At 50.1% G+C, this 24,109-nt stretch carries 24 protein-coding genes; 23 read left to right on the forward strand and 1 reads right to left on the reverse strand.

Going from position 1 to position 24,109, the window contains the following annotated elements; all coding sequences use genetic code 11:
• Window positions 1–20 precede the first annotated feature (20 nt).
• From ADS79_RS04620 to ADS79_RS04690, 15 genes are all read left to right on the forward strand, one after another.
• Window positions 21–998, forward strand: a complete 978-nt coding sequence (locus tag ADS79_RS04620; protein WP_049737250.1) for a sirohydrochlorin chelatase — start codon at window positions 21–23, stop codon at window positions 996–998.
• A gap of 13 nt (window positions 999–1,011) precedes the next feature.
• Window positions 1,012–1,779: a precorrin-6A reductase gene (cobK, locus tag ADS79_RS04625; RefSeq protein ID WP_049737251.1), complete on the forward strand. Its 768-nt coding sequence runs from the start codon at window positions 1,012–1,014 to the stop codon at window positions 1,777–1,779.
• A 43-nt stretch (window positions 1,780–1,822) separates the two neighbouring features.
• The gene (locus ADS79_RS04630) at window positions 1,823–2,473 is read left to right on the forward strand and encodes a precorrin-8X methylmutase (RefSeq protein WP_049737252.1); all 651 of its coding nucleotides are present in this window, start codon (window positions 1,823–1,825) and stop codon (window positions 2,471–2,473) included.
• Window positions 2,474–2,477: 4 nt separating this feature from the next.
• Complete coding sequence (locus ADS79_RS04635; protein WP_049737253.1) at window positions 2,478–3,614, forward strand: cobalt-precorrin-5B (C(1))-methyltransferase; 1,137 nt, start codon at window positions 2,478–2,480, stop codon at window positions 3,612–3,614.
• Window positions 3,577–4,806, forward strand: a complete 1,230-nt coding sequence (locus tag ADS79_RS04640) for a bifunctional cobalt-precorrin-7 (C(5))-methyltransferase/cobalt-precorrin-6B (C(15))-methyltransferase (protein WP_049737254.1) — start codon at window positions 3,577–3,579, stop codon at window positions 4,804–4,806. Before ADS79_RS04635 ends, ADS79_RS04640 begins: the two co-directional genes overlap by 38 nt.
• On the forward strand, window positions 4,803–5,513 hold the full coding sequence (gene cobI / locus ADS79_RS04645; RefSeq protein WP_049737255.1) for a precorrin-2 C(20)-methyltransferase: 711 nt from the start codon (window positions 4,803–4,805) through the stop codon (window positions 5,511–5,513). The genes ADS79_RS04640 and cobI overlap by 4 nt, the downstream gene beginning before the upstream one ends.
• Window positions 5,513–6,295 (forward strand): precorrin-4 C(11)-methyltransferase, encoded by a 783-nt coding sequence (gene cobM / locus ADS79_RS04650; protein ID WP_049737256.1) that lies wholly within the window; start codon window positions 5,513–5,515, stop codon window positions 6,293–6,295. Before cobI ends, cobM begins: the two co-directional genes overlap by 1 nt.
• On the forward strand, window positions 6,292–7,434 hold the full coding sequence (locus ADS79_RS04655; RefSeq protein WP_049737257.1) for a cobalt-precorrin 5A hydrolase: 1,143 nt from the start codon (window positions 6,292–6,294) through the stop codon (window positions 7,432–7,434). The genes cobM and ADS79_RS04655 overlap by 4 nt, the downstream gene beginning before the upstream one ends.
• A complete protein-coding gene (locus ADS79_RS04660; RefSeq protein ID WP_049737258.1) occupies window positions 7,431–8,807 on the forward strand; it encodes a cobyrinic acid a,c-diamide synthase CobB in 1,377 nt (458 codons plus the stop codon). Before ADS79_RS04655 ends, ADS79_RS04660 begins: the two co-directional genes overlap by 4 nt.
• Window positions 8,800–10,317, forward strand: a complete 1,518-nt coding sequence (locus ADS79_RS04665; protein ID WP_049737259.1) for a cobyric acid synthase — start codon at window positions 8,800–8,802, stop codon at window positions 10,315–10,317. The genes ADS79_RS04660 and ADS79_RS04665 overlap by 8 nt, the downstream gene beginning before the upstream one ends.
• The gene (cobT, locus tag ADS79_RS04670; RefSeq protein WP_174769600.1) at window positions 10,314–11,366 is read left to right on the forward strand and encodes a nicotinate-nucleotide--dimethylbenzimidazole phosphoribosyltransferase; all 1,053 of its coding nucleotides are present in this window, start codon (window positions 10,314–10,316) and stop codon (window positions 11,364–11,366) included. The genes ADS79_RS04665 and cobT overlap by 4 nt, the downstream gene beginning before the upstream one ends.
• Window positions 11,363–12,151 carry a uroporphyrinogen-III C-methyltransferase gene (cobA, locus tag ADS79_RS04675; RefSeq protein ID WP_049737260.1) on the forward strand — a complete coding sequence of 263 codons (789 nt, stop codon included), beginning with the start codon at window positions 11,363–11,365 and terminating at the stop codon, window positions 12,149–12,151. The genes cobT and cobA overlap by 4 nt, the downstream gene beginning before the upstream one ends.
• A 38-nt stretch (window positions 12,152–12,189) precedes the next feature.
• Window positions 12,190–12,828 carry a precorrin-2 dehydrogenase/sirohydrochlorin ferrochelatase family protein gene (locus tag ADS79_RS04680; protein WP_049737261.1) on the forward strand — a complete coding sequence of 213 codons (639 nt, stop codon included), beginning with the start codon at window positions 12,190–12,192 and terminating at the stop codon, window positions 12,826–12,828.
• Window positions 12,829–13,035: 207 nt separating this feature from the next.
• Window positions 13,036–13,731, forward strand: a complete 696-nt coding sequence (locus ADS79_RS04685) for a hypothetical protein (protein WP_049737262.1) — start codon at window positions 13,036–13,038, stop codon at window positions 13,729–13,731.
• On the forward strand, window positions 13,721–14,290 hold the full coding sequence (locus ADS79_RS04690) for a peroxiredoxin family protein (protein ID WP_049737263.1): 570 nt from the start codon (window positions 13,721–13,723) through the stop codon (window positions 14,288–14,290). Before ADS79_RS04685 ends, ADS79_RS04690 begins: the two co-directional genes overlap by 11 nt.
• Window positions 14,291–14,363: 73 nt before the next feature.
• Here ADS79_RS04690 and ADS79_RS04695 read toward each other — a convergent pair whose 3' ends face one another.
• Complete coding sequence (locus ADS79_RS04695; RefSeq protein ID WP_049737264.1) at window positions 14,364–14,861, reverse strand: cation:proton antiporter regulatory subunit; 498 nt, start codon at window positions 14,859–14,861, stop codon at window positions 14,364–14,366.
• Window positions 14,862–15,016: 155 nt separating this feature from the next.
• Here ADS79_RS04695 and ADS79_RS04700 point away from each other — a divergent pair, with 155 nt between their 5' ends.
• From ADS79_RS04700 to ADS79_RS04735, 8 genes are all read left to right on the forward strand, one after another.
• Window positions 15,017–15,271 carry a hypothetical protein gene (locus tag ADS79_RS04700; RefSeq protein ID WP_049737265.1) on the forward strand — a complete coding sequence of 85 codons (255 nt, stop codon included), beginning with the start codon at window positions 15,017–15,019 and terminating at the stop codon, window positions 15,269–15,271.
• A 202-nt stretch (window positions 15,272–15,473) separates the two neighbouring features.
• A complete protein-coding gene (locus tag ADS79_RS04705) occupies window positions 15,474–16,223 on the forward strand; it encodes a copper amine oxidase N-terminal domain-containing protein (protein ID WP_049737266.1) in 750 nt (249 codons plus the stop codon).
• A gap of 207 nt (window positions 16,224–16,430) precedes the next feature.
• Complete coding sequence (locus tag ADS79_RS04710) at window positions 16,431–17,120, forward strand: response regulator transcription factor (RefSeq protein ID WP_049737267.1); 690 nt, start codon at window positions 16,431–16,433, stop codon at window positions 17,118–17,120.
• A complete protein-coding gene (locus ADS79_RS04715) occupies window positions 17,101–18,516 on the forward strand; it encodes a HAMP domain-containing sensor histidine kinase (RefSeq protein WP_049737268.1) in 1,416 nt (471 codons plus the stop codon). Before ADS79_RS04710 ends, ADS79_RS04715 begins: the two co-directional genes overlap by 20 nt.
• A gap of 230 nt (window positions 18,517–18,746) precedes the next feature.
• Entirely contained in the window at window positions 18,747–20,117 is a 1,371-nt protein-coding gene (locus ADS79_RS04720; RefSeq protein ID WP_049738138.1) for a sigma-54 interaction domain-containing protein, read from the forward strand.
• 159 nt (window positions 20,118–20,276) lie between these two features.
• Entirely contained in the window at window positions 20,277–21,929 is a 1,653-nt protein-coding gene (locus tag ADS79_RS04725; protein WP_049737269.1) for a peptide ABC transporter substrate-binding protein, read from the forward strand.
• A 14-nt stretch (window positions 21,930–21,943) separates the two neighbouring features.
• Window positions 21,944–22,873, forward strand: a complete 930-nt coding sequence (locus tag ADS79_RS04730) for a S66 peptidase family protein (protein ID WP_049737270.1) — start codon at window positions 21,944–21,946, stop codon at window positions 22,871–22,873.
• The gene (locus ADS79_RS04735; protein ID WP_049737271.1) at window positions 22,870–24,081 is read left to right on the forward strand and encodes a M20 metallopeptidase family protein; all 1,212 of its coding nucleotides are present in this window, start codon (window positions 22,870–22,872) and stop codon (window positions 24,079–24,081) included. Before ADS79_RS04730 ends, ADS79_RS04735 begins: the two co-directional genes overlap by 4 nt.
• Window positions 24,082–24,109 lie beyond the last annotated feature (28 nt).

The raw sequence follows: 24,109 nt of genomic DNA on the forward strand, positions 1-24,109 counted from the left end.
GAAGATGAGGAGGAACTACCATGGACGCAGTATTATTTGTAGGTCACGGGAGCAAGGACCCAGAGGGCAATGAAGAGATTCGCCAGTTTGTAAATTCGCTCGCACCTGAGCTGGATGTTCCCATTATCGAAACATGCTTTTTGGAGTTCGCACGCCCTGACATGCTGTCCGGCTTGAATAAATGTGTAGAGCGAGGAGCGACACGTGTAGCTGTTATTCCGATCATCCTGTTCTCAGCAGGTCATGCCAAAATTCACATCCCTGCGGCGATTGACGAGGCCAAGGAGCTTCACCCACATGTGCAGTTCATCTATGGACGCCCGATCGGTATTCATGATGAAGTGATCAACATTTTGACGACGCGTATGGAAGATGCTGGATTTGCTTCCGGTGAGGAGCATGAGGATCTGGCTGTGCTAGTGATCGGACGCGGAAGCAGTGACGCAGATGCTAACAGCGATATTTACAAGATGTCCCGACTGTTTTGGGAGCGCTACAAGGCGAAATGGGTGGAGACCGCATTTATGGGCGTGACCTATCCGCTCTACGATGAGGGAGTCGAGCGCTGCCTGAAGCTGGGGGCAAAGCGCATCGTGCTGCTGCCGTACTTCCTGTTTACGGGTGTGTTGATTAAACGGATGAGCGATCAGCTGGAAAAATTCCGTGAGCAATATCCAGACGCACAGTTTGAGATGGCTGAGTATTTCGGGTTCCATCCGTTGTTAAAAGAAGTGCTTAAGGACCGTGTCGAAGAGGCTCTGCATGGTGAAGTGAAGCTCAACTGCGATACCTGTCAGTACAGACTGGCAGCGATGGAGCATATCGACCATCACCATCACCACCATGACGATGAACATGGACATCACCACCATCATGGGCATCATCATCACCACGATCATGACCACCATGATCACAGCCACGATCATGACCACGATCATGACCACGATCATGATCACAAGCACGACCACAAGCACGACCACGACCACGTAACCAAGTAGGAGGGACGTTAGGATGATTCTGGTACTGGCTGGGACGAGCGATGCACGCGAGTTGGCCCTTTTGATCAAAGGCAGCGGATACGATCTGTTGACAACTGTTGTGACTGACAATGCCGCCAAAAGCATGGAGGAGGCGGGTTTGCCTGTTCAGGTAGGGCGCTTGACTGCTGACGATATCCAGCAATTGATTGTAGAGAAAAGCGTGCAGTGCGTAGTAGATGCCAGCCATCCCTTCGCTGAGGAAGCCTCCAAAAATGCGATGGCAGGTGCCAAGGGTGCTGGTGTCCCCTACATTCGATATGAACGGGAAAGCTTGTCTTCTCCCGGCAGTGAAAAGCTGATTGTCGTCGAGGATTATGTACAGGCAGCTGAGCTTGCCGCTGACAAACGAGGCGTCATCATGCTGACGACTGGCAGCAAGACATTGAAGACTTTTACCGATCGCTTGCTGGGTCTGCCTGATACGACACTCGTAGCGCGGATGCTGCCGCGACTAGACAATATGGAAAAATGCGAGGAGCTGGGCCTGGAGCAGAAAAACATCGTTGCGATGCAGGGACCTTTCTCCAAGGAATTGAACAAAGCGCTCTACGATCACTACGGGGTGACACTCATGATCACCAAAGAGAGCGGAAAAGTAGGCGCTTTTGATGAAAAGGTAGAGGCGGCACTGGAAATGGGCATCGAAACCATCGTCATTGGCCGTCCGAAAATCGATTACGGAACCAAGTTTTCCGATTACGACAGTGTGCTGAACCAGCTAAAAGAAGCTGTTCAATAAATCGCTGGAATTACGTACGAAAAAACGACTGGAGGAACGAATCATGGATTTTAAAACGGATTTCAAACCAATGACCGTACAACCGCAAGAGATCGAGGAGATGAGCTTTCAAATCATTACAGATGAGCTGGGCGAGCATCCGTTTACAGAAGAACAATATCCGGTTGTTCAACGCGTGATCCACGCATCTGCTGACTTCGATTTGGGGCGCAGCCTCGTTTTCCACCCGGATGCGGTGAAATCAGGGATTGAAGCGATTCGCAGCGGGAAAATCGTCGTAGCAGACGTACAGATGGTGCAAGTCGGCATCAGCAAAAACCGCATCGAAAAGTTCGGCGGAGAGGTAAAGGTATACATCTCTGACCGTGATGTAATGGAGGAAGCAAAGCGTCTGAATACGACGCGCGCCATCATTTCGATGCGCAAAGCGATCAAGGAAGCGGACGGCGGCATTTTCTGCATCGGGAATGCGCCTACAGCTTTGCTGGAGCTGATTCGCATGGTGAAGGAAGGCGAAGCGAAGCCAGGACTGGTTATAGGGATGCCAGTTGGTTTCGTATCTGCTGCAGAATCCAAGGAAGAGCTGGCGAAGCTCGACATTCCATTCATCACAAACATCGGGCGCAAAGGCGGAAGCCCGGTAACAGTAGCGGCACTGAATGCGATTTCCATCATGGCTGAGAAGTTGGGATAACAATATGGCGGCCAAAGCAGCAACGGACGATAAAGAGGCAAAGCCCCTCCGCCACGGATATACGACGGGATCATGTGCAACGGCGACGACCAAGGCTGCTTTGATAGCGCTGATTACACAGGAGCAGCAAAGCGAAGCCACTATTCGTTTGCCGATTGGCGAGGAGGTCACCTTCCAGATGGAGGGCTGCGAATTCACGTCAGAAAAGGCTACGGCAGGTACGATCAAGGACGGTGGAGACGACCCGGATGCGACCCACGGTGCTTTGATCTTGAGCACGGTGGAGTGGACGGATGAGCCAGGAATCATCCTCGATGGTGGAATCGGTGTAGGACGGGTGACCAAGCCAGGGTTGCCCGTTTCCATCGGCGAGGCGGCAATTAATCCTGTCCCGCGCAAGATGATACGAGAAACGGCTCAAGCCGTTCTTGATGAATATGAGATCGAGTGCGGAATCAAAATCGTTATTTCCGTCCCGGCAGGCGAGGAAATAGCCAAAAAAACATTAAATGGACGGCTCGGCATACTCGGTGGCATCTCCATTTTGGGGACGCGCGGAATCGTGGTGCCGTTTTCCACTTCTGCCTACAAAGCGAGCGTGGCGCAAGCGGTCAATGTCGCCAAGGAAGCGGGCTGTGATCATATCGTGCTTTCGACGGGCGGCAAGAGCGAATCGTTCGGAATTGCGACCTACCCGGAGCTGACTGAAGAAGCTTTTGTGGAAATGGGTGATTTCGTCGGTTTTTCGCTTACACAATGCAAACGAAAGCAGATGAAGAAGGTCACACTGGTCGGGATGATGGGCAAATTCTCCAAGGTGGCGCAGGGCGTGATGATGGTTCACTCCAAAAGTGCACCTGTTGACTTCGGATTCCTCGCCCAGATGGCGAGAGATGCTGGAGCGTCGCAGGAGACAATCGATGAGATACTGGGAGCAAATACAGCCTCGCAGGTAGGCGATCTGATGGCGGATACCCCAGCTTTTTTTGAGATTATGTGCGAGAATTGCTGTCGTGCGGCTCTCAAAGAGGTTGGCGGCGGCATCGCGGTCGAAACCATCATCATTACAATGAAAGGGTCCCTGTTGGGAAGGGTGACGATCGATGACACAGATAATGAAAGTGATCGGGATCGGGGATGACGGACAAGCGAGCCTGCTGCCGTTGTACCGGACATGGATAGACGAGTGTGAGCTGTTGGTCGGAGGAGAGCGGCACCTCGCCTTTTTCCCGGAGCATGCAGGTGAAAAGCGTGTGTTAAAGGGCGGCTTGACGGCTATGGTAGAGGAGCTGCGCACAGAGACGCGCAAGACGGTCATTCTGGCTTCTGGAGATCCTCTCTTTTACGGAATCGGCAGCCTTTTGTCAAAGAAGCTGAACGTCGAGATCTACCCGCACCTCAGCTCCATCCAGCTCGCTTTTGCCAAAATGGGTGAAGCATGGCAGGATGCCACACTCGCAAGCGTACATGGACGCAGCATCAAAGGGCTAGCGCAGCGGATCGATGGCAAAGACAAAGTGGCGCTGTTGACCGATCTGGAAAACTCGCCGTCTGCAATCGCCCGTTACCTGCTTTCTTTTCAAATGACAGAGTATGATGCATTCGTGGCTGAGAATCTCGGGAGCGCAGAGGAGAAAGCGGGTTGGTATTCCCTTGAGGAAATGGCGGACGGCGTATTTTCCGATCTGAACGTCGTGATCTTGAAAAAGCGTCGTTCAAGCCCGGTATGGCCATTTGGGATTGCGGACGAGGAGTTTTCCCAGCGCAAGCCGGACAAGGGTCTGATTACGAAAAAAGAGGTGCGCATCCTGAGCATCGCTCAGCTGCAATTGCACACCAAGAGCATCGTGTGGGACATCGGCACCTGCACAGGCTCAGTCGCCATCGAGGCGGCACGTATCGCTCGGGAAGGCGCAGTATACGGCGTCGAGAAAAACGCGGATGATCTGGAAAACTGCCGTCAGAACATGGCAAAGTTTCGCACGGATTTGACCGTAATCAACGCTCGTGCGCCGAAAGGCCTGGATGAATTTCCGGACCCGGATGCCGTCTTTATCGGTGGCAGCGGCGGTGAGCTGCGTGAGCTGTTGAATATTTGCTGTACGCGTCTACGCACTGGCGGAAGAATCGTCGTCAATGCAGCTACCATCGAGACGTTGTATGAAGCGACACAAGCCTTTGCAGCAGAAGGCTTCGAGACATCGGTGACACTGGCGCAGCTATCGCGCAGCAAGCCAATTTTGTCTTTGACGAGGTTTGAAGCATTGAACCCGATCTATATCATCACAGCCTGGGCCAAGCAGGAGGAAGAACAAGGAGGAGACAGCAAGTGAGCAAGATCGGAACACTGTACGGACTAGGAGTAGGTCCTGGCGATCCTGAGTTGATTACCGTCAAGGCTTTTCGCCTGTTGCAGCAATCACCTGTCATCGCGTACCCGAAAAAACGGATGGGCAGCAAAAGCTACGCACACCAAATCGCGGAGCTATATGTGCAGCCAGGTGACAAGGAAATGCTCGGACTCGTATTCCCGATGACGCGGGAAAAAGAAATTTTGGAGCGCGAATGGAATAAAACTGTCGAGATCGTGTGGGAGCGTCTATCCGAGGGCAAGGACGTCGCTTTCGTAACTGAAGGCGACCCGATGTTTTACAGTACCTTCATCCACATGATGCGTGTCATGCATGAAGAGCATCCAGAAGTACCAGTCGTGACGATCCCTGGTGTTTCCTCCTTCCTGGGGGCGGCATCTCGCTTCAATTTGCCGCTTGCTGACGGAGATGAACAGATTGGAATCATTCCGGCCACAGAAGACAAGGAAGCGATGCGCAAAGCGATTGAGAATCACGATACGATCGTTTTCCTCAAGGTAGCAAAGGTTTTGCCGATGATTATCGACCTGCTGAAAGATATGGGTCTGGCAGAGAAAGCGGCTGTGGCGACCAAGGTTACTTCCGCCGAGGAAATGGTATGGACGGACATGCGGGAGCTGGAGCGCGCGGAGCTTAGCTATCTTACACTGATGGTGGTGAAAAAATAATGAAACTGTACATAGTAGGAGCGGGTCCTGGCGATCCGGATTTGATTACTGTAAAAGGCTTGAAGCTTTTGCAAAAGGCTGACGTGATTTTGTATACCGATTCACTTGTAAATGAAGAGCTGGTGGCGCTCTGCAATCCTGACGCTGAGGTGCTGCACAGCTCCGGTATGGCACTAGAAGAAATGGTAGAGCTGATGGTAGAGAGAATCGGCAATGGCAAGACGGTTGTTCGCCTGCATACCGGTGATCCGTCTGTTTACGGCGCAATCATGGAGCAGATCGCACTGCTCAAAGCAGAAGGCATCGAGGTCGAGATCGTTCCAGGTGTCAGCTCCGTATTTGCAGCAGCAGCGGCAGTCGGTGCCGAGCTGACCATTCCAGAGCTGACGCAGACGCTGATTCTTACTCGTGCCGAAGGACGTACACCTGTACCGGAGAGAGAAAAGCTGCGTGCACTCGCTGAGCATCACTGCACACTCGCTTTGTACCTCAGTGCAACCTTGACCAAAAAAGTCGTGCGCGAGCTGGTTGAAGCAGGCTGGAGCGAGGATACGCCAGTAGCAGTCGTGCAACGGGCGAGCTGGCCGGATCAATTGATCATTCGTACGACGCTGAAAAATTTGGACGAGGATATGGGCAAAAACGGGATCCGCAAGCATGCGATGATTTTGGCAGGCTGGGCGCTCGACCCGGATATTCACGAAAAAAGCGAGCAGTACCGCTCCAAGCTGTATGACAAAACCTTCACACACGGCTACAGAAAAGGTGTGAAAGAGGTATGATCATCGAGCTGAAAGAAGGCGAAATCCCTGCGATTCGGCAAACGGGAGAATATGCCATCGTCGCGATTACGAAGCACGGTGTAGAAATGGCTCGCGATCTTGCGCAAAAGTTTCCGGGGACGGATCTGTACTACATGAGCAAATTCGCTCGTGGCGACGAGGAAACGCGAGGCATTCAGCTTTTCTCCAACAGCGTGCGGATGCTTTTTCCTGCCCTTTGGCCAGCTTACAAGGGCCTCATTATCATTATTTCGCTCGGAGCGGTTGTACGCATGATCGCTCCGTTGCTCGAGGATAAAAAGAAAGATCCAGGAGTCGTCGTCATCGATGACCGTGGAGAAAATGTGATTAGCGTGCTGTCCGGGCATTTGGGTGGAGCAAACGAGCTGACTCACGAGGTGGCAGCTGTCATGGGCGCACGTGCGATTATTACGACTGCATCCGATGTGCAAAAAACAATCCCGGTCGATCTGTTCGGACGACGCTTTGGCTGGGAATGGGATTCCGATGAAAAGCTGACACCTGTAAGTGCGTCTGTTGTCAATGAAGAGCAGGTAGCCGTTGTGAACGAATCAGGAGAGCGTGATTGGTGGATGCATGATGCCCCAATGCCGCCATCGATCAAAGAGTACCCGTCCATTGCGGCAGCACAGGCAGCTTCGCCACAGGCAGCGCTCATCGTTTCCCATCGGTTACTCACTCCTGGGGAACAGACGATATTGAACAACGGCGTCCTTTATCGTCCAAAGGTAGTCGTGCTGGGCATGGGCTGCAATCGCGGAACATCTGCAGACGAAATCGAGGCAGTCATCAAGGAAACACTGGATGAGCTGCAATTCTCGATCAAAAGCGTCAAGGCACTGGCAACGATCGAGCTGAAAAAGGATGAAGAGGGCCTGATTGCTGTTTGTGAAAAATACGGCTGGCCGTTTGTGTACTATTCTCCTGAGCAGTTGAACCAGGTGGAAATCAGCGACCCGTCAGATACGGTCTTTAAATTTACGGGCGCTTACGGAGTCAGTGAGCCGGCAGCCAAGCTGTATGCGGGTGTAGGCGAGCTGGTGCTGACCAAGAAAAAATCGGGCAATACGACGATTTCTGTGGGATTGATGCCTTATCACGAGGAGGGACGCTCATGACTGACAGCCGCCGTATCGTTATCGCCGGTACAGGCAGTGGAGCAGGGAAAACGACTGTCACCATTGGTCTGATGGCTGCTTTGAAGCGAAAAGGACATACCGTGCAAGGATTCAAATGCGGTCCTGACTATATCGACCCAACCTACCATACGGCAGTGACGGGCAGAGCATCCCGCAATCTCGACAGCTTTATGCTTTCGCACGACATCGTAAAAGAAATTTTCGTTCGTGGCAGTGCCCGTACAGATATCTCCATCATTGAGGGTGTCATGGGGATGTACGATGGCAAGGAAGCGACCAGCGACAAAGGAAGCACTGCTGAAATCAGCATTTTGACAGAATCTCCGGTGATACTCGTAGTCAATTGCCAAAGCATGGCGCGAAGTGCGGCAGCGATCGTCAAAGGCTTTCAGCTGCTCAATCCGCAAGCGAGAATCGTGGGTGTCATCGCCAACAAGCTCGGGAGCGACGGACATTACAAAATCATCAAGGCAGCAATCGAGCAGGAGTGCGGAATCCCTGTCGTGGGTTATTTGAAGCGGGAAAATGAGCTCGAGATTCCGGAGCGCCATCTCGGTCTGGTTCCATCAGTAGAGCGTGGCGAGCTGTCGCCACTCTTTGATAAATTGGCTGATTTGATCGGAGAAACAGTCAATTTGGAATTAATCTGGGAGCTTGCCAAAGCAAAACCGCTGCAGGCTGAGCCAAAGCTGTTTGCTCCACAAGAGGTGGCAGCAGCCGTTACGATTGCGGTTGCCAAAGACCCAGCGTTCCATTTTTACTATCCAGAAAACCTGGAGCTGCTTGAAGCGTACGGAGCCAAGCTGGCCTTTTTCTCACCGCTTGCTGGTGAGGGCGTGCCTGATCACGCGGACGGCCTGTACATCGGGGGCGGATTTCCCGAGGAGTTCGCAGCCCAGCTTTCGCAAAACGAAGAAGTGCTGAATTCCGTACGTAATGCCATCCAGAAAGGCTTGCCGACGCTTGCCGAGTGCGGCGGATACATGTTCTTGACAGAAACGATTGTGACGACAGATGGGAAGCGTTATCCGATGGTCGGCCTGATTCCAGGTCAAGTCACGATGCAAAAGAAGCTGGCAGCACTTGGCTATCGCGAGGTACGTGGAAAAGAGGGCAACTTCCTGATCGGAACAGAAGAACAGGCAAAAGGACATGAGTTTCACTATTCCACGTATTCGACTGAGGCAGAGCTGCCGCACGCCTATGAGACGAAAGGACTGCGGGGAACCAAATCGGAAGGGTACGCCGAAGGTAATTTGGTCGCAGGCTATACACACCTGCATTTCGGATCGAATCCAGAGCTGGTAAAAAGGTGGCTGAACCGCTGCGCGGAGGTGGGAGCGCGTGCATAAAAGCCTCCCGCTGATGATTCAAGGCACAAGCTCGGACGCAGGAAAAAGTGCGATTGCAACAGCCCTGTGCCGCATTTTTGCCCAGGATGGCTACAAAACGGCTCCGTTCAAATCGCAAAACATGGCACTGAATTCGTACGTGACTCTAGATGGGAAAGAAATCGGGAGAGCACAGGGAGTTCAGGCAGAGGCAGCGGGGATTCTTGCTACGACGGACATGAATCCGATTCTGATCAAGCCGACTCGCGACTCCGAATCGCAGATTGTCGTGAACGGGGAGCCGTATCGCAATATGAAAGCGTTGGCCTATCGAAAGGAGTTTTTTGACGAGGGCTTGCGGATTATCAAGGAAGCGTATCAGAGACTGGCAGCCTCCTATGAGCGGATTGTAATCGAAGGGGCTGGAAGTCCGGCTGAAGTTAATTTAAACGACCGCGAGTTGGTCAATATGCGGGTCGCCCGTTTGACCAATGCCCCGGTTATTCTGGTTGCTGATATCGAGCGGGGCGGTGTTTTTGCGAGTCTCGTCGGAACCCTGCAGCTGCTGGAGCCACAGGATCGTGATCGTGTCATCGGAGTAATCATCAACCGGTTTCGCGGAGACTTGACATTACTGCAGCCAGGCTTGGACTGGTTCGAGGAGTATACAGGTAAGCCTGTGCTCGGTGTAGTACCGTTCATTCCCGATTTGTGGATTGATGCTGAGGACTCCCTGATCCTGCACAAGTATCAGGGGCAGCGCGAGACACCGCGTGAGATCGACATTGCGGTGCTGCGTTACCCACGTATTTCCAATTTTACAGATGTGGACCCGTTTTTTGTGGAACCCGATTGTCGGCTGCGATTTGTGACGAGGGTCGAGGAGCTTGGCGAGCCCGATCTGATCGTCCTGCCGGGAAGCAAAAATACGCTGGAGGATCTGCAATTTTTACGGGATACGGGACTGGCATCGGCAGTGCAGCAGCTGCATCAACGCGGTGGGACCTATGTAGTAGGTCTGTGTGGTGGATATCAAATGCTGGGTGAATCCATCCATGATCCCGACGGTGTAGAGTCTCCCATCAAGCAGCTCGATGGCCTCGGATTGATTCCGATGATTACGACGATGGAGCAAAAGAAAACGACGGTTTTGTCCTGCGGTGAGGCTGAATTTGCCGGAGAGCGTGTAACAGTGGAAGGCTATGAGATTCACATGGGACAATCCGTATACGATAAAAATGATGCTCCGTTTATTCAAATGGAAGAGCGAGTAGAAGGGTACTGTCACGAAGAGCGTCAACTGATCGGTACTTACTTCCATGGCTTGTTCCATAATGACGGACTTCGTACACTCTTGCTCAATACGATCAGAGAGAAAAAGGGGCTATCGCCTCTTGCAGATCGACCATCCTTCGTTGCTCTTCGGGAGCAGGGCTACAACCTGCTGGCTGAAACCGTTCGGAGTCACTTGCGATTGGATGTTATCGAAGAGCAGATGAGGGCTTATCAGGAAAAAGAGGTGGGTGTATGATGGCTAGCGAGGAAAAGCAGCATAGAACGATAGAGCCAGTGAACCACGAGGTCAGAGAGCAGGCAAGACTGCATGTGGACCAATTGACCAAGCCGCTTGGCAGCTTGGGACGCTTGGAGGAGCTTGCCATCGAATTGGCAGGAATGACAGGTGAGGCGTTTCCTGTAGTGACGCCGCCTGGAGTTCTTGTTTTTGCCGCAGATCACGGTGTCGCGGTAGAGGGGATCTCTGCCTACCCACAAGAGGTTACTGCGCAAATGGTGCTCAATATGGCTCATGGCGGCGCCGGAATTAACGTTTTTGCCCGTCAGATCGGTGCACTCCAAAAGGTTGTAGATGTTGGGGTTTGCTCGCCAGTCGAGGCACCGGGTGTATATAGCAAACGGATTCGAGCAGCCTCCGGCAATATGCTGCGGGAAGCCGCGATGTCAGTAGAAGAAGCAGAACGCTCTCTTGCTGTAGGCATTGAAATGGCGGAAGCGATCATAGATGAAGGTGCCAAGGTATTGATTGTCGGAGAGGTAGGCATCGGGAACACAACTGCCTCCAGCGCCGTTTTGGCAGCTTTGACGGGTGCTGACCCGCAAACCATTGTCGGACGGGGAACCGGGCTCGACGACGCTGGCTGGCAGCGCAAAAAGGCAGTCGTAAGAGAAGCACTCGCTTTGCACAAGCCTGATGCTGACAAGCCGCTTGACGTTTTGGCAAAGGTCGGAGGACTGGAAATCGGGGCGATGGCAGGTGCTATTCTGGGGGCAGCATCCAGACGTGTTCCCGTCTTGCTGGATGGCTTTATCGCGACGGTAGCTGCACTTTTGGCGGTGAAAATCGATGCTGGCGTCTCCGATTACTTGATCGCAGGACATCGCTCGCAGGAGCCGGGTCATGCATTTGTACTTGAGGCACTCGGCAAGGAGCCGCTGCTTGATTTGCATCTGCGTCTGGGTGAAGGAAGCGGAGCGGCTGTGGCTTTCCCGATTGTCGAGGCAGCTGCTCGCATGATTAAAGAGATGGCGACATTTGCATCCGCAGGAGTAAGTGACCGATGAGAGAAATAGGGAAAGTATATCTCGTTGGTGCTGGCCCTGGTGATCCCAAGCTGATTACGGTAAAAGGGATGGAATGCTTGCAGCAAGCAGATGTCGTCGTTTATGATCGGCTTGCAAACCCGGCTTTGCTGGAATACGCGCCAAAAACAGCGGAACGCATCTATTGCGGCAAGCTGCCTGATCATCATACGATGAGGCAGGAATCTATCAATGAGCTGTTGGCGGAAAAAGCGTTGGAGGGAAATATCGTCGTACGGTTAAAAGGTGGCGATCCATGCGTATTTGGACGCGCAGGGGAAGAAGCAGAGCACCTGGCAGAGCGAGGCATCTCCTTTGAGATTGTGCCGGGAGTAACAGCAGGTATTGCTGCTTCTGCCTATGCGGGCATTCCTGTGACACATCGTGATCATGGTTCATCCTTTGCAGTTGTTACGGGTCATTTGCGTGAGGATAAGCCGGAGCTTGCAGTTGATAAGTGGCGGGCGCTTGCTGGAGGAATCGATACAGTTGCGTTTTACATGGGAGTCGCTAACCTTCCGCTTATTTGCACGCAGCTGATGCTGCATGGTCGTGATCCACAAACGCCTGTAGCAGTGATTGCGTGGGGAACGCTCCCGAATCAAACGACCGTGACAGGTACGCTGGAAAATATCGAGGAGCGAGTCGCAGAAAATCCGCGCATTTCCAACCCGGCGATCATTTTGGTTGGAGATGTCGTAAAAATGCGCGAGAAAATTAACTGGTTTGAAGCGACGCTTGGCGCAGATTCAATCGCGAATAGCTAACGTGTAGACCAATCTGTCCGGAAAAGGAGGGACCTTCGATGCCTTACTACCCCATGATGGTTCAGTTGCGCCAGAAGCACTGTCTGGTTGTCGGTGGCGGGCAGATCGCTGAACGAAAAATCGGCAGTCTCATCGCCGCTGGTGCCGATGACGTGAGGGTAGTCAGTCCCTCTGTCACGGATATGATCATAGCGTGGGAGAGAAGCGGACAAGTCATGATTCATCACCGTCCCTTTGAACCTGCGGATGTACAGGCAGCTGTGATTGTCATTGCAGCGACGAATGATTCGGCAGTAAACCACGCTGTGTACAACGCCTGCCTGCCACACCAGTGGATCAACATCGTAGATCGACCCGATTTATGCAGCTTCACGGTCCCCTCTCTCGTTGAGCGTGGAGACTTGCAAATCGCTATCTCTACCGGAGGGCATAATCCAGGCTTGGCCAAAAAGCTGCGCAGACAGCTGGAACAATGGATTGGTCCCGAGTACGAAGCATACACGCTGTTTCTGGGAGAGATGAGGCGGCAAGTGCGGGCACTTGATCTGCATGAAAAAGACAAGCGAGCCATTCTATCAGAGCTCCTGGACGATCGGTTTCTGCACTGGACCAAAACAGGGGAAACCCGGCGAAGAGATCTGGAAGCGGAATTGCTCCTAACGAAAAGAAAAAGTTAGAATAACCGAAGCTAAAAAGCTCCTGCTACCCCAAGCGGGAGCTTTTTTTTCGTAGACTTTGCCTGGCGACCTGCTTATTTTTTGCTGCTCATAAAAGATAGTGTTGACCATTCCTTTCTCCAGCATTTCCTGATATTGTGAGAGGATACATGCGTCATTCATCTTGAATGAGAGATTCATGGCTAGCAGACAGGGAGGAAAACACAATTGTCTGATGCTTTTCAACTAGGTCCATTACTAGTAAAAATGAGTATGCTGGCGGCGGTCGTTTCACTCGCTTGTGGCTTTTTGGCGATTACACTGCGACTAAAAAAAGAAAAGGTAGAACGAGCTGCGATCATTGAGCTGCTGAGTAATGCTGTCTTCCTGGCGTTTTTGATCTGGAAGCTCAGCTATATTCTCCTTCACTTTTCAAAAGCAATCCAAAATCCCTCTTCGATCCTGTATTTCTCTGGTGGAGAGAATGGTGCTTGGCTGGCTGCTGTGGCAGTTATGATTTATCTTGTGCGAGGCATTCGGAAAAAAGCGATTACGGTTCATCTCGTTGTTCTTGCCTTTGCAACAGGCTTTTTGGCTGCAAGCGGCATATACCATATGCTCACGGTCCTCTTGGAAAATAGTGATCGCTGGTTTTATATTCAGCAGGTCGTCATTCATGCGATTTTTCTCTGGTGGCTGTTTACCAGTAAGCAGGATCAAACGACCATGTCTTTCTGGTTGACCCTATCGCTCTGGTTCGGAATCAGCCAAGTCTATGTCCAATTTTTTATCGATACAAGAAATACTCTGTTTCTTGGGCTTTCGAAGACACAAATCGCTTTCTATTTGCTATCGCTTCTCGCTTTATTTTTATCTTCACGGCTCCAGACTCCGGTAACAGGAGGATCATCCGATGAAACATAAAAATGCACTGGCAGCTATCGTGCTGATAGGCTTACTCGCTTGGGGAATAATGGATACTGGAAAAACGCCTGCTGCATCATCTGCAACAGGCAGTGCCGAGCAAGCAGCTGGGAAGGGGAACATAGCAATTGGCATCGAAAAAGGAAATCTGGCACCCGACTTTGAATTACAGGCATTGAATGGGGAGAAGATGAAGCTCTCCGATTTGCGTGGTAAGAAGGTCATTGTAAATCTATGGGCAACCTGGTGTCCTCCCTGCCGGGCTGAGATACCAGACATGCAGAGCTTTTATGAGGCCAACAAAGATAAAGGAGTCGTGATTCTTGGTGTCAATCTGACCTCTACGGAAACAAATGTGGAGGCTGTTTCTGCTTTTGTACAGAGATATGGCATGACGTTTCCGATTCTGATGGATGTGGATAAACAGGTATCCGGCGTGTACAAGGCAATTTCAATCCCTACCAGCTTCATCATTGATTCAAGCGGCGTGATACAAAATAAATATATCGGACCGATGAATCAGGAGATGATGGAGAATATGCTGTCTGCGATTGAATGAAAAAACTGACAGCCCTTTAAGCAGGCTGTCAGCTGGTTTCCTTATGCAAATCGCTCAGATGAGAGGGCGAATATCATTTGCTCTCGGTGCAGAGTATTGATTTTAGCGCTTGGACTTGCTTGCGCTCGCCGGCAACGACCAGGGTAGCTCCTGTACAGAGGACGTACTCAGGACCGGGGTTGATCGTTTGGCGATGGTCTTTTTCAATAACGGCAATAATCGTTGCTCCCGTTTCTTGACGGACATCGAGCTCGCCAATCGTTTTGCCGATTGAAGCAGAGCCGTTCTGTATTTTGTACCATTCGATAATGAGCTTGTCCAATGCGACTTCGACTGTTTCCAATGCTGTTGGCTGATAGGTCAAACCGCCGACAATCGCAGCAATTTTTCTCGCTTCGTCATCGTCGAGAGTAATCATGGAAATGGTTTCATCTGCATCGTCATTGTCAAAATGGTACATCTCTCTGCGACCATCATCATGAATAACAACGACCAGTTTATCCCCGCTTTTTGCTTCAACTTGGTACTTCCTTCCGATTCCTGGCAAATCGGATTCTCTAATCGAGAACATACAGCAGTCTCCTTTACTAACTTCTGGTTGTTCAGCTGAAATAACCGATACCTTATTTATTATACATCAAGTGGCATCATGATACATGCATATGAGAATAACTGCAAAAAATTGAGTCGCTTCCCGTAAGCAAGATAGAGTAAGGGTGATGAAAGATGGCAAACAAGCAGTATCGTTTAACAGAAGCAGAATGGCATTTTATATCAGAGATGCGAGAGATCGACATGGATGGTCTATTAGATATCGTGATTGCCCTGCGCAGTGAGGTGCGGGAGCTGGAGAAAAAAGCAGAGCTGATCCGCGGTCGTGAAAGTGAGGATTGGCAGGCGGATTATCAGGCGACCCAAAAGCGTATTCAGCATTTGCGTCAATTTGAGCATGACATACGAAAAACATGGCCCATCGAATAAAGCCTGGGATATTATTTCCCAGGCTTTTCTATTGCCGTTTTGTTAATGAGGGATTAGCAAAACCCATTGAATCTCCCCTTACCAAAATGTGGTAAGGAAAAAATCGACGATTGACATCCGTTCGACACGTTCAATAGGTAAAGTAGGATATGTACATAGGAACACGTATGAAATACACAACTGGAAGAATGGAGGACTTTCCATGTTCAAAAAACAGTACCTGGCGATTGCATCTGCGTTGGTTCTTACCGTAGGATTATTTCCGACAAGCTCTTCTGCATCCGTTGCAAAGAAGAATCTTCAAGTAAACTACAATAACATCAAAGTGTTGTATAACGGTAATGCGGTTTCTACTACAGTAGAGCCTTTCATTGTGAATGGTACGACTTACATTCCGCTTCGCATGATGGCAGGCGTATTCAACAAAGAAGTTACTTGGGATGGAAATTCGTATACAATCAACGTCAAGGATCAAGCGGATTCCCAGCATGCAGCTGAACTGGCAGCACGCGATGCTCAAATCAGAACGATGCAAGCCAAGATTGACAGCTTGAACAAAGAGATTTCCGACTTGGAAGACGATCTCGACAAAAAGAAAAATAATAAAGATGACGAAGATTTCGACGATCGTTTGAATGATTTGGAAAAGCAATTGAATAAAGACTACGGCGATTTTGAGGACCTCGAGTGGGATATCACACTTGACGGAGATGAAGACGAGATTGAAGTCGAAATCGAGATTGACCTCGATGAATACGGCGATGATTTCGATGATCTGGGTACTTCAGATTTCAAAAAATTGGTGAAAGATATCGTGAATGACATCTGGGATGAATTCGATGATGCGGATGTAACAGGTAAAATCATCGATAGCGACACTGGCAAGAAAAAATATGATTTCGAAGGTGACGTTGATAGCGACAAGATTTTCTTTGACGGATCCCGCATCTAAGCGACTCTTTCAAAAGCCTTGCTTCCTTTTTCAAGAGGGAATGCAAGGCTTTTTTCCTATTTTCCAAAATCAGCAAATCCATTTCTAATGAGAAAGAGGTAAACTGGTAGTATAGAAGGATAGTCGAAAATGAAGTAGAATAGGTGTCCATGCAGGGAATGAAAAAATGGGGAATGATCATATGCCTCTCAATTTGGAAGGTATTCGATGAAAAGCATATTGTTAGTAGAAGATGAGCTGGTTATTTCACGTGTGTTAAAAGCTTATTTACAAAAAGCTGAGTATCAGGTGTGGCAGGCAGAGGATGGAGACGAAGCGACGCAGCTCTTTGACGAAAAAAAGCCTGACCTGGTCCTGCTAGATATCATGCTTCCCGAGAGAAGCGGATGGGATGTTTTGCAGTACATTCGGGAAAAAAGCGCCTGTCCGGTCATTATGATCACGGCTCTGGGCCAGACTGATCAAAAGCTGAAAGGGCTGAATCAAGGGGCAGACGACTACATAACGAAGCCGTTTGAAGCGGAGGAAGTAGTTGCCAGGGTGAATGCTGTGCTGCGACGCTCAGCTATTTTAATCAAGGACCAGGAAACCAGATTTTTCGGAAGCCTGAAAATAAACTTCCAGTCGCACAACGTGACGCTTCATGGGTTGGAGCTACTGTTTCATCCACGCGATTTGTCTCTGTTGCTGTTTTTGGCGCAAAATCCGAATCAGACCTTTACCCGCGAACAATTAATTGAGCAGGTATGGGGAATGGACTACGGCGGAAGCGATCGCGCAGTTGATTTGGCGATCAAACGAATCCGCAAGACATTAGAAAATTGGCCTGCCTCCGAAGGTGAGATCAAGACGCTCAGAGGGGTGGGGTATCAATTCTGTGTTTATCAAAAACAATGAACCAGTCTCACTCCTGCATTATTGGACAACACGCTACTTGCTTACTCTTTGTATCGGCCTCGTACTCATCGGTGTTGTATCCGCCTATTGGATCAAATACGCGGCGATTGAGAAGCAATTGGAAGTAACGCGACTCTTCGCAGAAGAAGTGGCTGACCGTGTCGTAGATGATGATGGAAACGTTCTAGTAGGGGACAAGCTCCATCAGGTGCTGGATAATCGTCGCAAGTTTATGGGCGTCGATCGCAATCTGCTTCTTTTTGTTCAGAACAAAAAGGGAGAAATCATCTACAACCGCACGGGGATGGTAAATCCGGCGTTGAAGCAGGCACTTCCTCGCATGCTGGAGCAGGCCAATACTGCCGACAAGGTGAAGCAGCCGTCCGGAGACACGCTGTACGTCATTCGAAAAGATTTGGAATATAATGACGTTCCGGTTGGGCAAGTGATTCTGCTCTTTCCAGAAACGGATATCAAGGTAGGAAGGGAGCAAGTCCAGTACTTGGTGATCATGCTAGGTAGTCTGGGCATTCTCGGGTGGGCAGTTATTTATTTTCACGCCCGTAAGCTGTCTGATCCGATTCAGGATGTCGTGCTGTCTGCCAGGCGGATCGTAGAAGGAAATTACGACGTTACGATCAATAAAACGATCAAGGAACGTGAAATTCACGAATTGGTCTATACATTCAAGGAGATGGCAGACCGACTCCGGCAGCTTGAGAGCATACGTACCGAGCTATTGGCAGGAGTTACTCATGAGCTGAAGACACCCGTCACCGCGATCAGTGGGCTGGTTCAGGCGGTTAATGACGAAGTAGTCACGGGTGACGAGAAAAATGAGTTTTTACAAATTTGCTTGAAAGAAACCAAGCGGCTGCAAAAAATGGTAGAGGATTTGCTCGATTTCAATTCTTTTGCAGTTGGTGCCATTGCCGTACAGCTAGAAGAGCAAAACCTGAGCAAGCTCATCCCTGAGATTGCCTCGCAGTGGCGGGTTACGCAGGATTTAGAAAACGTGGAGTTCATTACACAACTCCCCGAGAAAGAGACGATTATCAACATCGATCCAAGCCGTGTCCAGCAGGTGGTGATCAATCTTTTGAACAATGCCAAGCAGGCTGTTGGCAAAAAAGGTAAGATCGAGCTGGTTTTATATGCAACTGATTCTGATATGCGCGTGGATGTAAGAGACGACGGACAGGGAATTCCACTCGACGAGCAATCACTCGTGTTTGAGCGCTTCTTCCGCGGTCGTAACAAAAAGGAGAAGGTGAGAGGATTGGGACTCGGCCTGTCCTTTTCCAAAATGATCGCGAAGGCGCTCGGGGGCGATCTGATCCTCGGCCAAAGCTCTCCGCAAGGCTCGACCTTTACACTTATTTTGCCGAAAAAATAATGCTTGTATGCTTAAAGCAGCGCTCAGTTGAAGGCTTTCACTACATGATGGTGAAGCCTTTTTTGTTACCCTATGGCCACTTTCAGAATTTTTGAAGGAAGGAAGCTGTCAAATGGAGAAGGAGTACACGCATCATTTTATCGATGTATCGGCAGCAGATGATTGATTTCAAAAGTGTATGGGTTATGCGCCCAGCCTTTACCATAATACAGCAGGCAGGAGTGGGCTCTATGATTGACTTTGAAGCGGTGCTTGGCTCCATCTATGATATTGTTCACGTTACAGACGCGGAGGGCAGAACGCTCTATTGCTCCCCAAAATACGGTGAGTATTTCGGCATTGATCCCAAGGAAATGATCGGGAAGCCTATTGAGGAATTTTATCGTCTCGGTTATTTTGCTCCAACCATTACGATGCGCGTGATTCGCGACAAGAAAAAAGTACAGACGATCCAAACCACGCTGCGAAATCGCAGACTGTTCGTAGAAGGGACTCCGATTTGGGACCAGGATGGCAACCTCAGTGGTGTCGTCAATACATCGATTGACATAACGGAACAGGAGCAGCTGCAGCAGGAATTGAATGAAGTGAAGTACATCGGAACTCTGTTTCAAAGTGAAATGACTAAAGAAAAAGGCAGACAAAAAGGAAATACCTGTCTTATCTATCGTAGCCAATCGATGCAACAAGTGGCTGTGATGGCAGAAAAGCTGGCACAGGTTGATTCATCCATGATATTGCTCGGCGAATCAGGTGTCGGAAAAGGTGTCCTGGCTAAATACATTCATGAGTGCAGTCCGCGCGTAGACAAGCCGTTCGTGCACATTAACTGTGGGGCGATTCCTGAGACGCTGCTTGAGTCGGAGCTGTTCGGTTATGAAAAAGGAGCCTTCACTGGAGCCGACAAGGATGGAAAAGCTGGATTAATTGAAAAAGCAAACAGGGGAACACTGTTTTTGGACGAGATCGGCGAAATGCCGCTTGCTTTGCAAGTGAAGCTCCTGACTGTTCTTCAAGACAAAACGATAACTCCGGTAGGAAGCTCTGTATCCCGTGAGATAGACGTGAAGCTGATTACAGCGACAAACAAGAATCTGCGGAAAATGGTGAGAGAAGGCAAATTCCGCGAAGACCTGTATTACCGAATTCATGTCGTGCCGCTGGAAATCCCGCCACTGCGCGAGCGTAGGGAAGAGATTCCCGTACTGATTCATTATTTTCTCAATGTATTCTCGCAAAAATATTGTCTCGAAAGGAAATTGAGTGACGTATGCTACCCGATTCTCGAAGAGTACGACTGGCCAGGAAATGTACGGGAGCTGGAAAACGTAGTAGAGCGTCTGGTTGTTACTTCTCATGATTCTCTGATTACGCCTGCGCAAATCCCGCGTTACATCCACAATCAGCAAAGCAGTGCTCATAACGGGGTAAAAGTGGATCGTCTAATGCAGATGCAGGATGCTATGGACGAGGTAGAGCGTCAGCTTGTACAGCGCGCTTTTGAGCAGCATAAAACAACGACGAGGATTGCAGAAGCATTGGGAATCAGTCAGCCGTCAGCAAGCAGAAAAGTAAGGAAATGGGTATTCACCGGTGAATGATTCCTATTCACCAGAGAATAACGGCTAAAAGTAAGAAATTTCAATCTTATTTGTTTTTGTATGCATGAATGAATAGTTTCAAGACGAGACATGCGCTTTTTCGTGTGGCACCAATTTTGCAGCATATATACTGTATTGGCAAAAAGGGGGCTTTCGATCATGAAAAAAACCATCACTATGCTAGTCAGCTCGTTGCTCGTAGCAGGAAGCATGCTTGCAGCCTGTAGCAGCGGGTCGGGTAGTTCTTCGCCAGCCAGCTCATCTGCACCTACATCCCAGCCGCCAGCTTCGACGCCAGCAGCAGAGCCAGCAAAACCAGAGGCGCAAATTCTGCGTCTCAATACAGAAGAGCCGACTACCCTTGACCCGACATTTGCGGAGGATGCAACCTCAGGGTCTGTTATTAGTGCTATTTATGACGGATTGACGCGTTTGGATGAAAAAGGGGAGCCGATTAACTCGATTGCAGAGAATATGAAGCTTTCCGATGATCATTTGACTTACACCTTTACGCTGCGTGATGCCAAGTGGACAAACGGTGATCCTGTGACAGCACATGACTTCGAGTTTGCATGGAAGCACGCGCTTGATCCGAAAACAGGCTCCCCTGCATCTTACAATTATTATAGTATCAAGAATGCTCAGGCATTCACCTCCGGCAAGGCGAAGGAAGAGGATGTCGGAGTCAAAGCACTCGACGATAAGACCCTGCAGGTAACAATGGAGCATCCAACGCCATTTTTCCCGACCCTGGCTTCCTTTCTCCCGCCGGTTAACAAGAATGTGGTTCAGTCCAATCCCAAATGGGCGAACGATCCGAAAACATTGGTCAGTAACGGACCGTTCAAGCTGGATACCTGGGAGCATAAAAATAAGCTGATTCTCGTAAAAAACGATACCTACTGGGAAAAAGATGTGGTAAAACTTGCGCGTATCGAATTTTCCATGATTTCCGATACCAATACGGAGCTGTCCATGTTCCAAAACGGCGATCTGGACTGGGCAGGCGGTCCGATCAGTGGTCTGCCCGTAGATGCAGTCATGCCTTTGAAGCAGGAAGGCAAGCTGTTGACCAAGCCAAAAGCAACCTCCTACTATATTCGCTTCAATGCTGAGCGCCCGCCATTTACAAACTTAAAGGTACGCAAGGCCTTTGCTTATGCGATCAATCGTCAGGAGATTGCTGATAACATCGGTCAAGCTGGCCAAACACCGCTGATGGGTATTACACCAATTACAGCTAGCCTCAAGCCAGAAGGTTTTTTTGCCGACAACCAGCAGGAGGAAGCGAAAAAACTGCTTGCGGAAGGCATGGCTGAGCTGGGAATAACCAAGCTTCCCTCGATTACGTACCTGTACAACACGTCTGATCGCAACAAGGCGATTGCAGAAACCCTCCAGGCTACCTGGAAAAACGTATTGGGTGTAGATGTAAAGCTATTGAACAAGGAAACAAAGGTGTATTTGGATGATCAGGAGCAAGGGAAATTTGAAATTACACGCTCTAGCTGGACAGCCGATTACAACGATTCTATCAACTTTTTGCAAAAATTCGTTGAGAAGTACAGTTCTTCCAACATCACTCGCTGGCATAGCCCGAAATATACAGAGCTGATTAATCAGTCTAACAAAGAGGCAGACCCGGCAAAGCGCAATCAAATTTTGCTTATGGCAGAGACGCTCTTGATGGATGAAATGCCACTGACTGGCATATTCAGTGATGTAAACGCCTGGGTTCAAAATGACAAGGTAAAGGGCGTTCGCATTGATCCACTCAGCAAGATCGACTTCAAATGGGCCTACAAAGAATAAGGAGAGATACAGCTATGAATAAAGGAAAAGCATTGCGTGCAGGAGATACAATCGGGGTGGTTGCCACCTCGAGTCCTGCAACAGAAGAAGTATTGAACAAAGCGATAACTGAATTGGAAGCATTCGGATTCAAAGTGAAGGTTGGCGCAGCGTGCAGAGAAACCTATGGAGGCTACTTGTCCGGTTCGCCCGAGCAGAGAGCCATGGAGCTGAATGCGATGTTTGCCGATGACGAGGTAGACGGCATCATGTGCATGCGCGGGGGATATGGTGCCCCACAAATTCTGAATTTGCTGGATTATGACTGTATTGAACAAAATCCAAAGCTGTTCATTGGCTATAGCGATATTACCGCCTTGCATTCCGCTTTTGGACAGCAAGCGAGACTAGCCACCCTGCATGGACCGATGGCGACTTCTGACATCGCGCACAATCTGGACGACTGGTCCAAGCAATATTTGCTGCGTGCGATGACGCGTCCTGAGCCATTGGGTGCAATCGTGAACCCTCCTGGGGAAGAAATGCTTTGTCTGGTAGAGGGTCAGGCATCCGGTCCCGTTGTTGGAGGCAACCTGGCGCTTATTTCCGCGTTGATGGGAACACCATTCCAATTGGATACGCGGGGCAAGCTGCTGTTTCTGGAAGATATCGACGAGGAGCCGTACCGAATTGACCGCATGCTGACTCAGCTGGCTTTGGGAGGCTTGTTCGACGATTGTGCAGGGATCGTGATCGGAACATGGACGGACTGCGAATCGAAAAAGCGGGAAGGCTTCTCTGTTTGGGATGTTTTCCAAAATATCGTCGTGCCGTATCAAAAGCCGACTGTCTGGAACGTGCAAATCGGGCATGGAGCGTACAATATGGCTTTGCCACTCGGTGTGGAAGCGAGCCTGGATGCGACAAGCTGCCAGTTTACCATTGAGGAGAGTGTGACGGTATGAACATCAATAAAGAACAAGTAAAGCGCCAAGCCGAAGACATTTTGCCATGGCTGCAGGAGGTACGTAGGGACTTCCATCAATTCCCTGAGATTGGCTTGGAAGAGTTCCGTACACAGGAGCAAATTATGCGTTATCTCGATGAAATGGGGATTCCCTATACCAAATCGGCAGGAACGGGAATCGTTGGACTGATTCAGGGAGAGCATCCGGGAGCAACGGTTGCTCTGCGCGGGGACATGGATGCTTTGCCAATTCTTGAGGCGAACGCTACCAGCTACCGATCACAGGTAGAAGGAAAAATGCACGCGTGTGGACATGACGCCCACATGACATGCTTGCTCGGAGCAGCTCGTATTTTAAACGAGCACAAGAGTGAGCTGGCAGGCTCTGTGAAGCTGTTTTTCCAGCCAGCAGAAGAGACAGTCGGTGGTGCGCTGCCAATGATCCAAGAGGGCGTGCTGGAAAACCCGCGCGTGGAAGCTGTATTTGGACTGCATGTTTCTCCTGAGCTGGAGGTTGGTCGTATCGGGGTCAAATACGGACAAATGAATGCAGCATCTGATGACGTACATATCACGGTTTTCGGAGAGAACGGACATGGCGCGTATCCGCACAATGGAAAGGATGCGATTGTGATCGCCGCACATGTCATCACTGCTTTGCAGACGATCGTCAGTCGCAATGTAGACCCGCGCCAGTCCGCTGTACTATCGCTTGGTATTATTTCAGGTGGGACAGCAACCAATATCATCGCGCAGGAAGTAAAGCTGTCTGGTACGATTCGTACACTGACAAAAGAAGTGCGAGCGCTGGTCAAGGAGCGTGTACGTGAAATCGCGGATCTAACAGCCCGCAGCCTGGGTGGCCGGGCTGAGATTAGCTTTGAAGAGGGCTACACATCGCTCATCAATGACAATGCCATGGTCGATCTGGTCAAAGCCACGGGAGAAGAGCTGCTTGGCGCAGATAACGTCAAGGTTAACGAGATGCCGAGCCTTGGCGTAGAGGACTTTGCCTTCTTTGCCGAGCATGTTCCAGGTGCCTTTTACCATTTAGGTGTACGTAATGAAGAGCTGGGCTGCACATTCCCGGTGCATCATCCACGCTTTGATCTGGATGAGCGCAGCTTGGCAGTAGGTGCGGCGATGCAGGCGTGCAATGCCATGGTCTTTTTGCAGGAGCGTGCCCGCAGTCTCCAGCCTGAATAAAGAGATGGGACCTTTTTAACATAAATCC

This window comes from Brevibacillus reuszeri (assembly GCF_001187725.1).
Taxonomy (GTDB): Bacteria; Bacillota; Bacilli; order Brevibacillales; family Brevibacillaceae; genus Brevibacillus; species Brevibacillus reuszeri.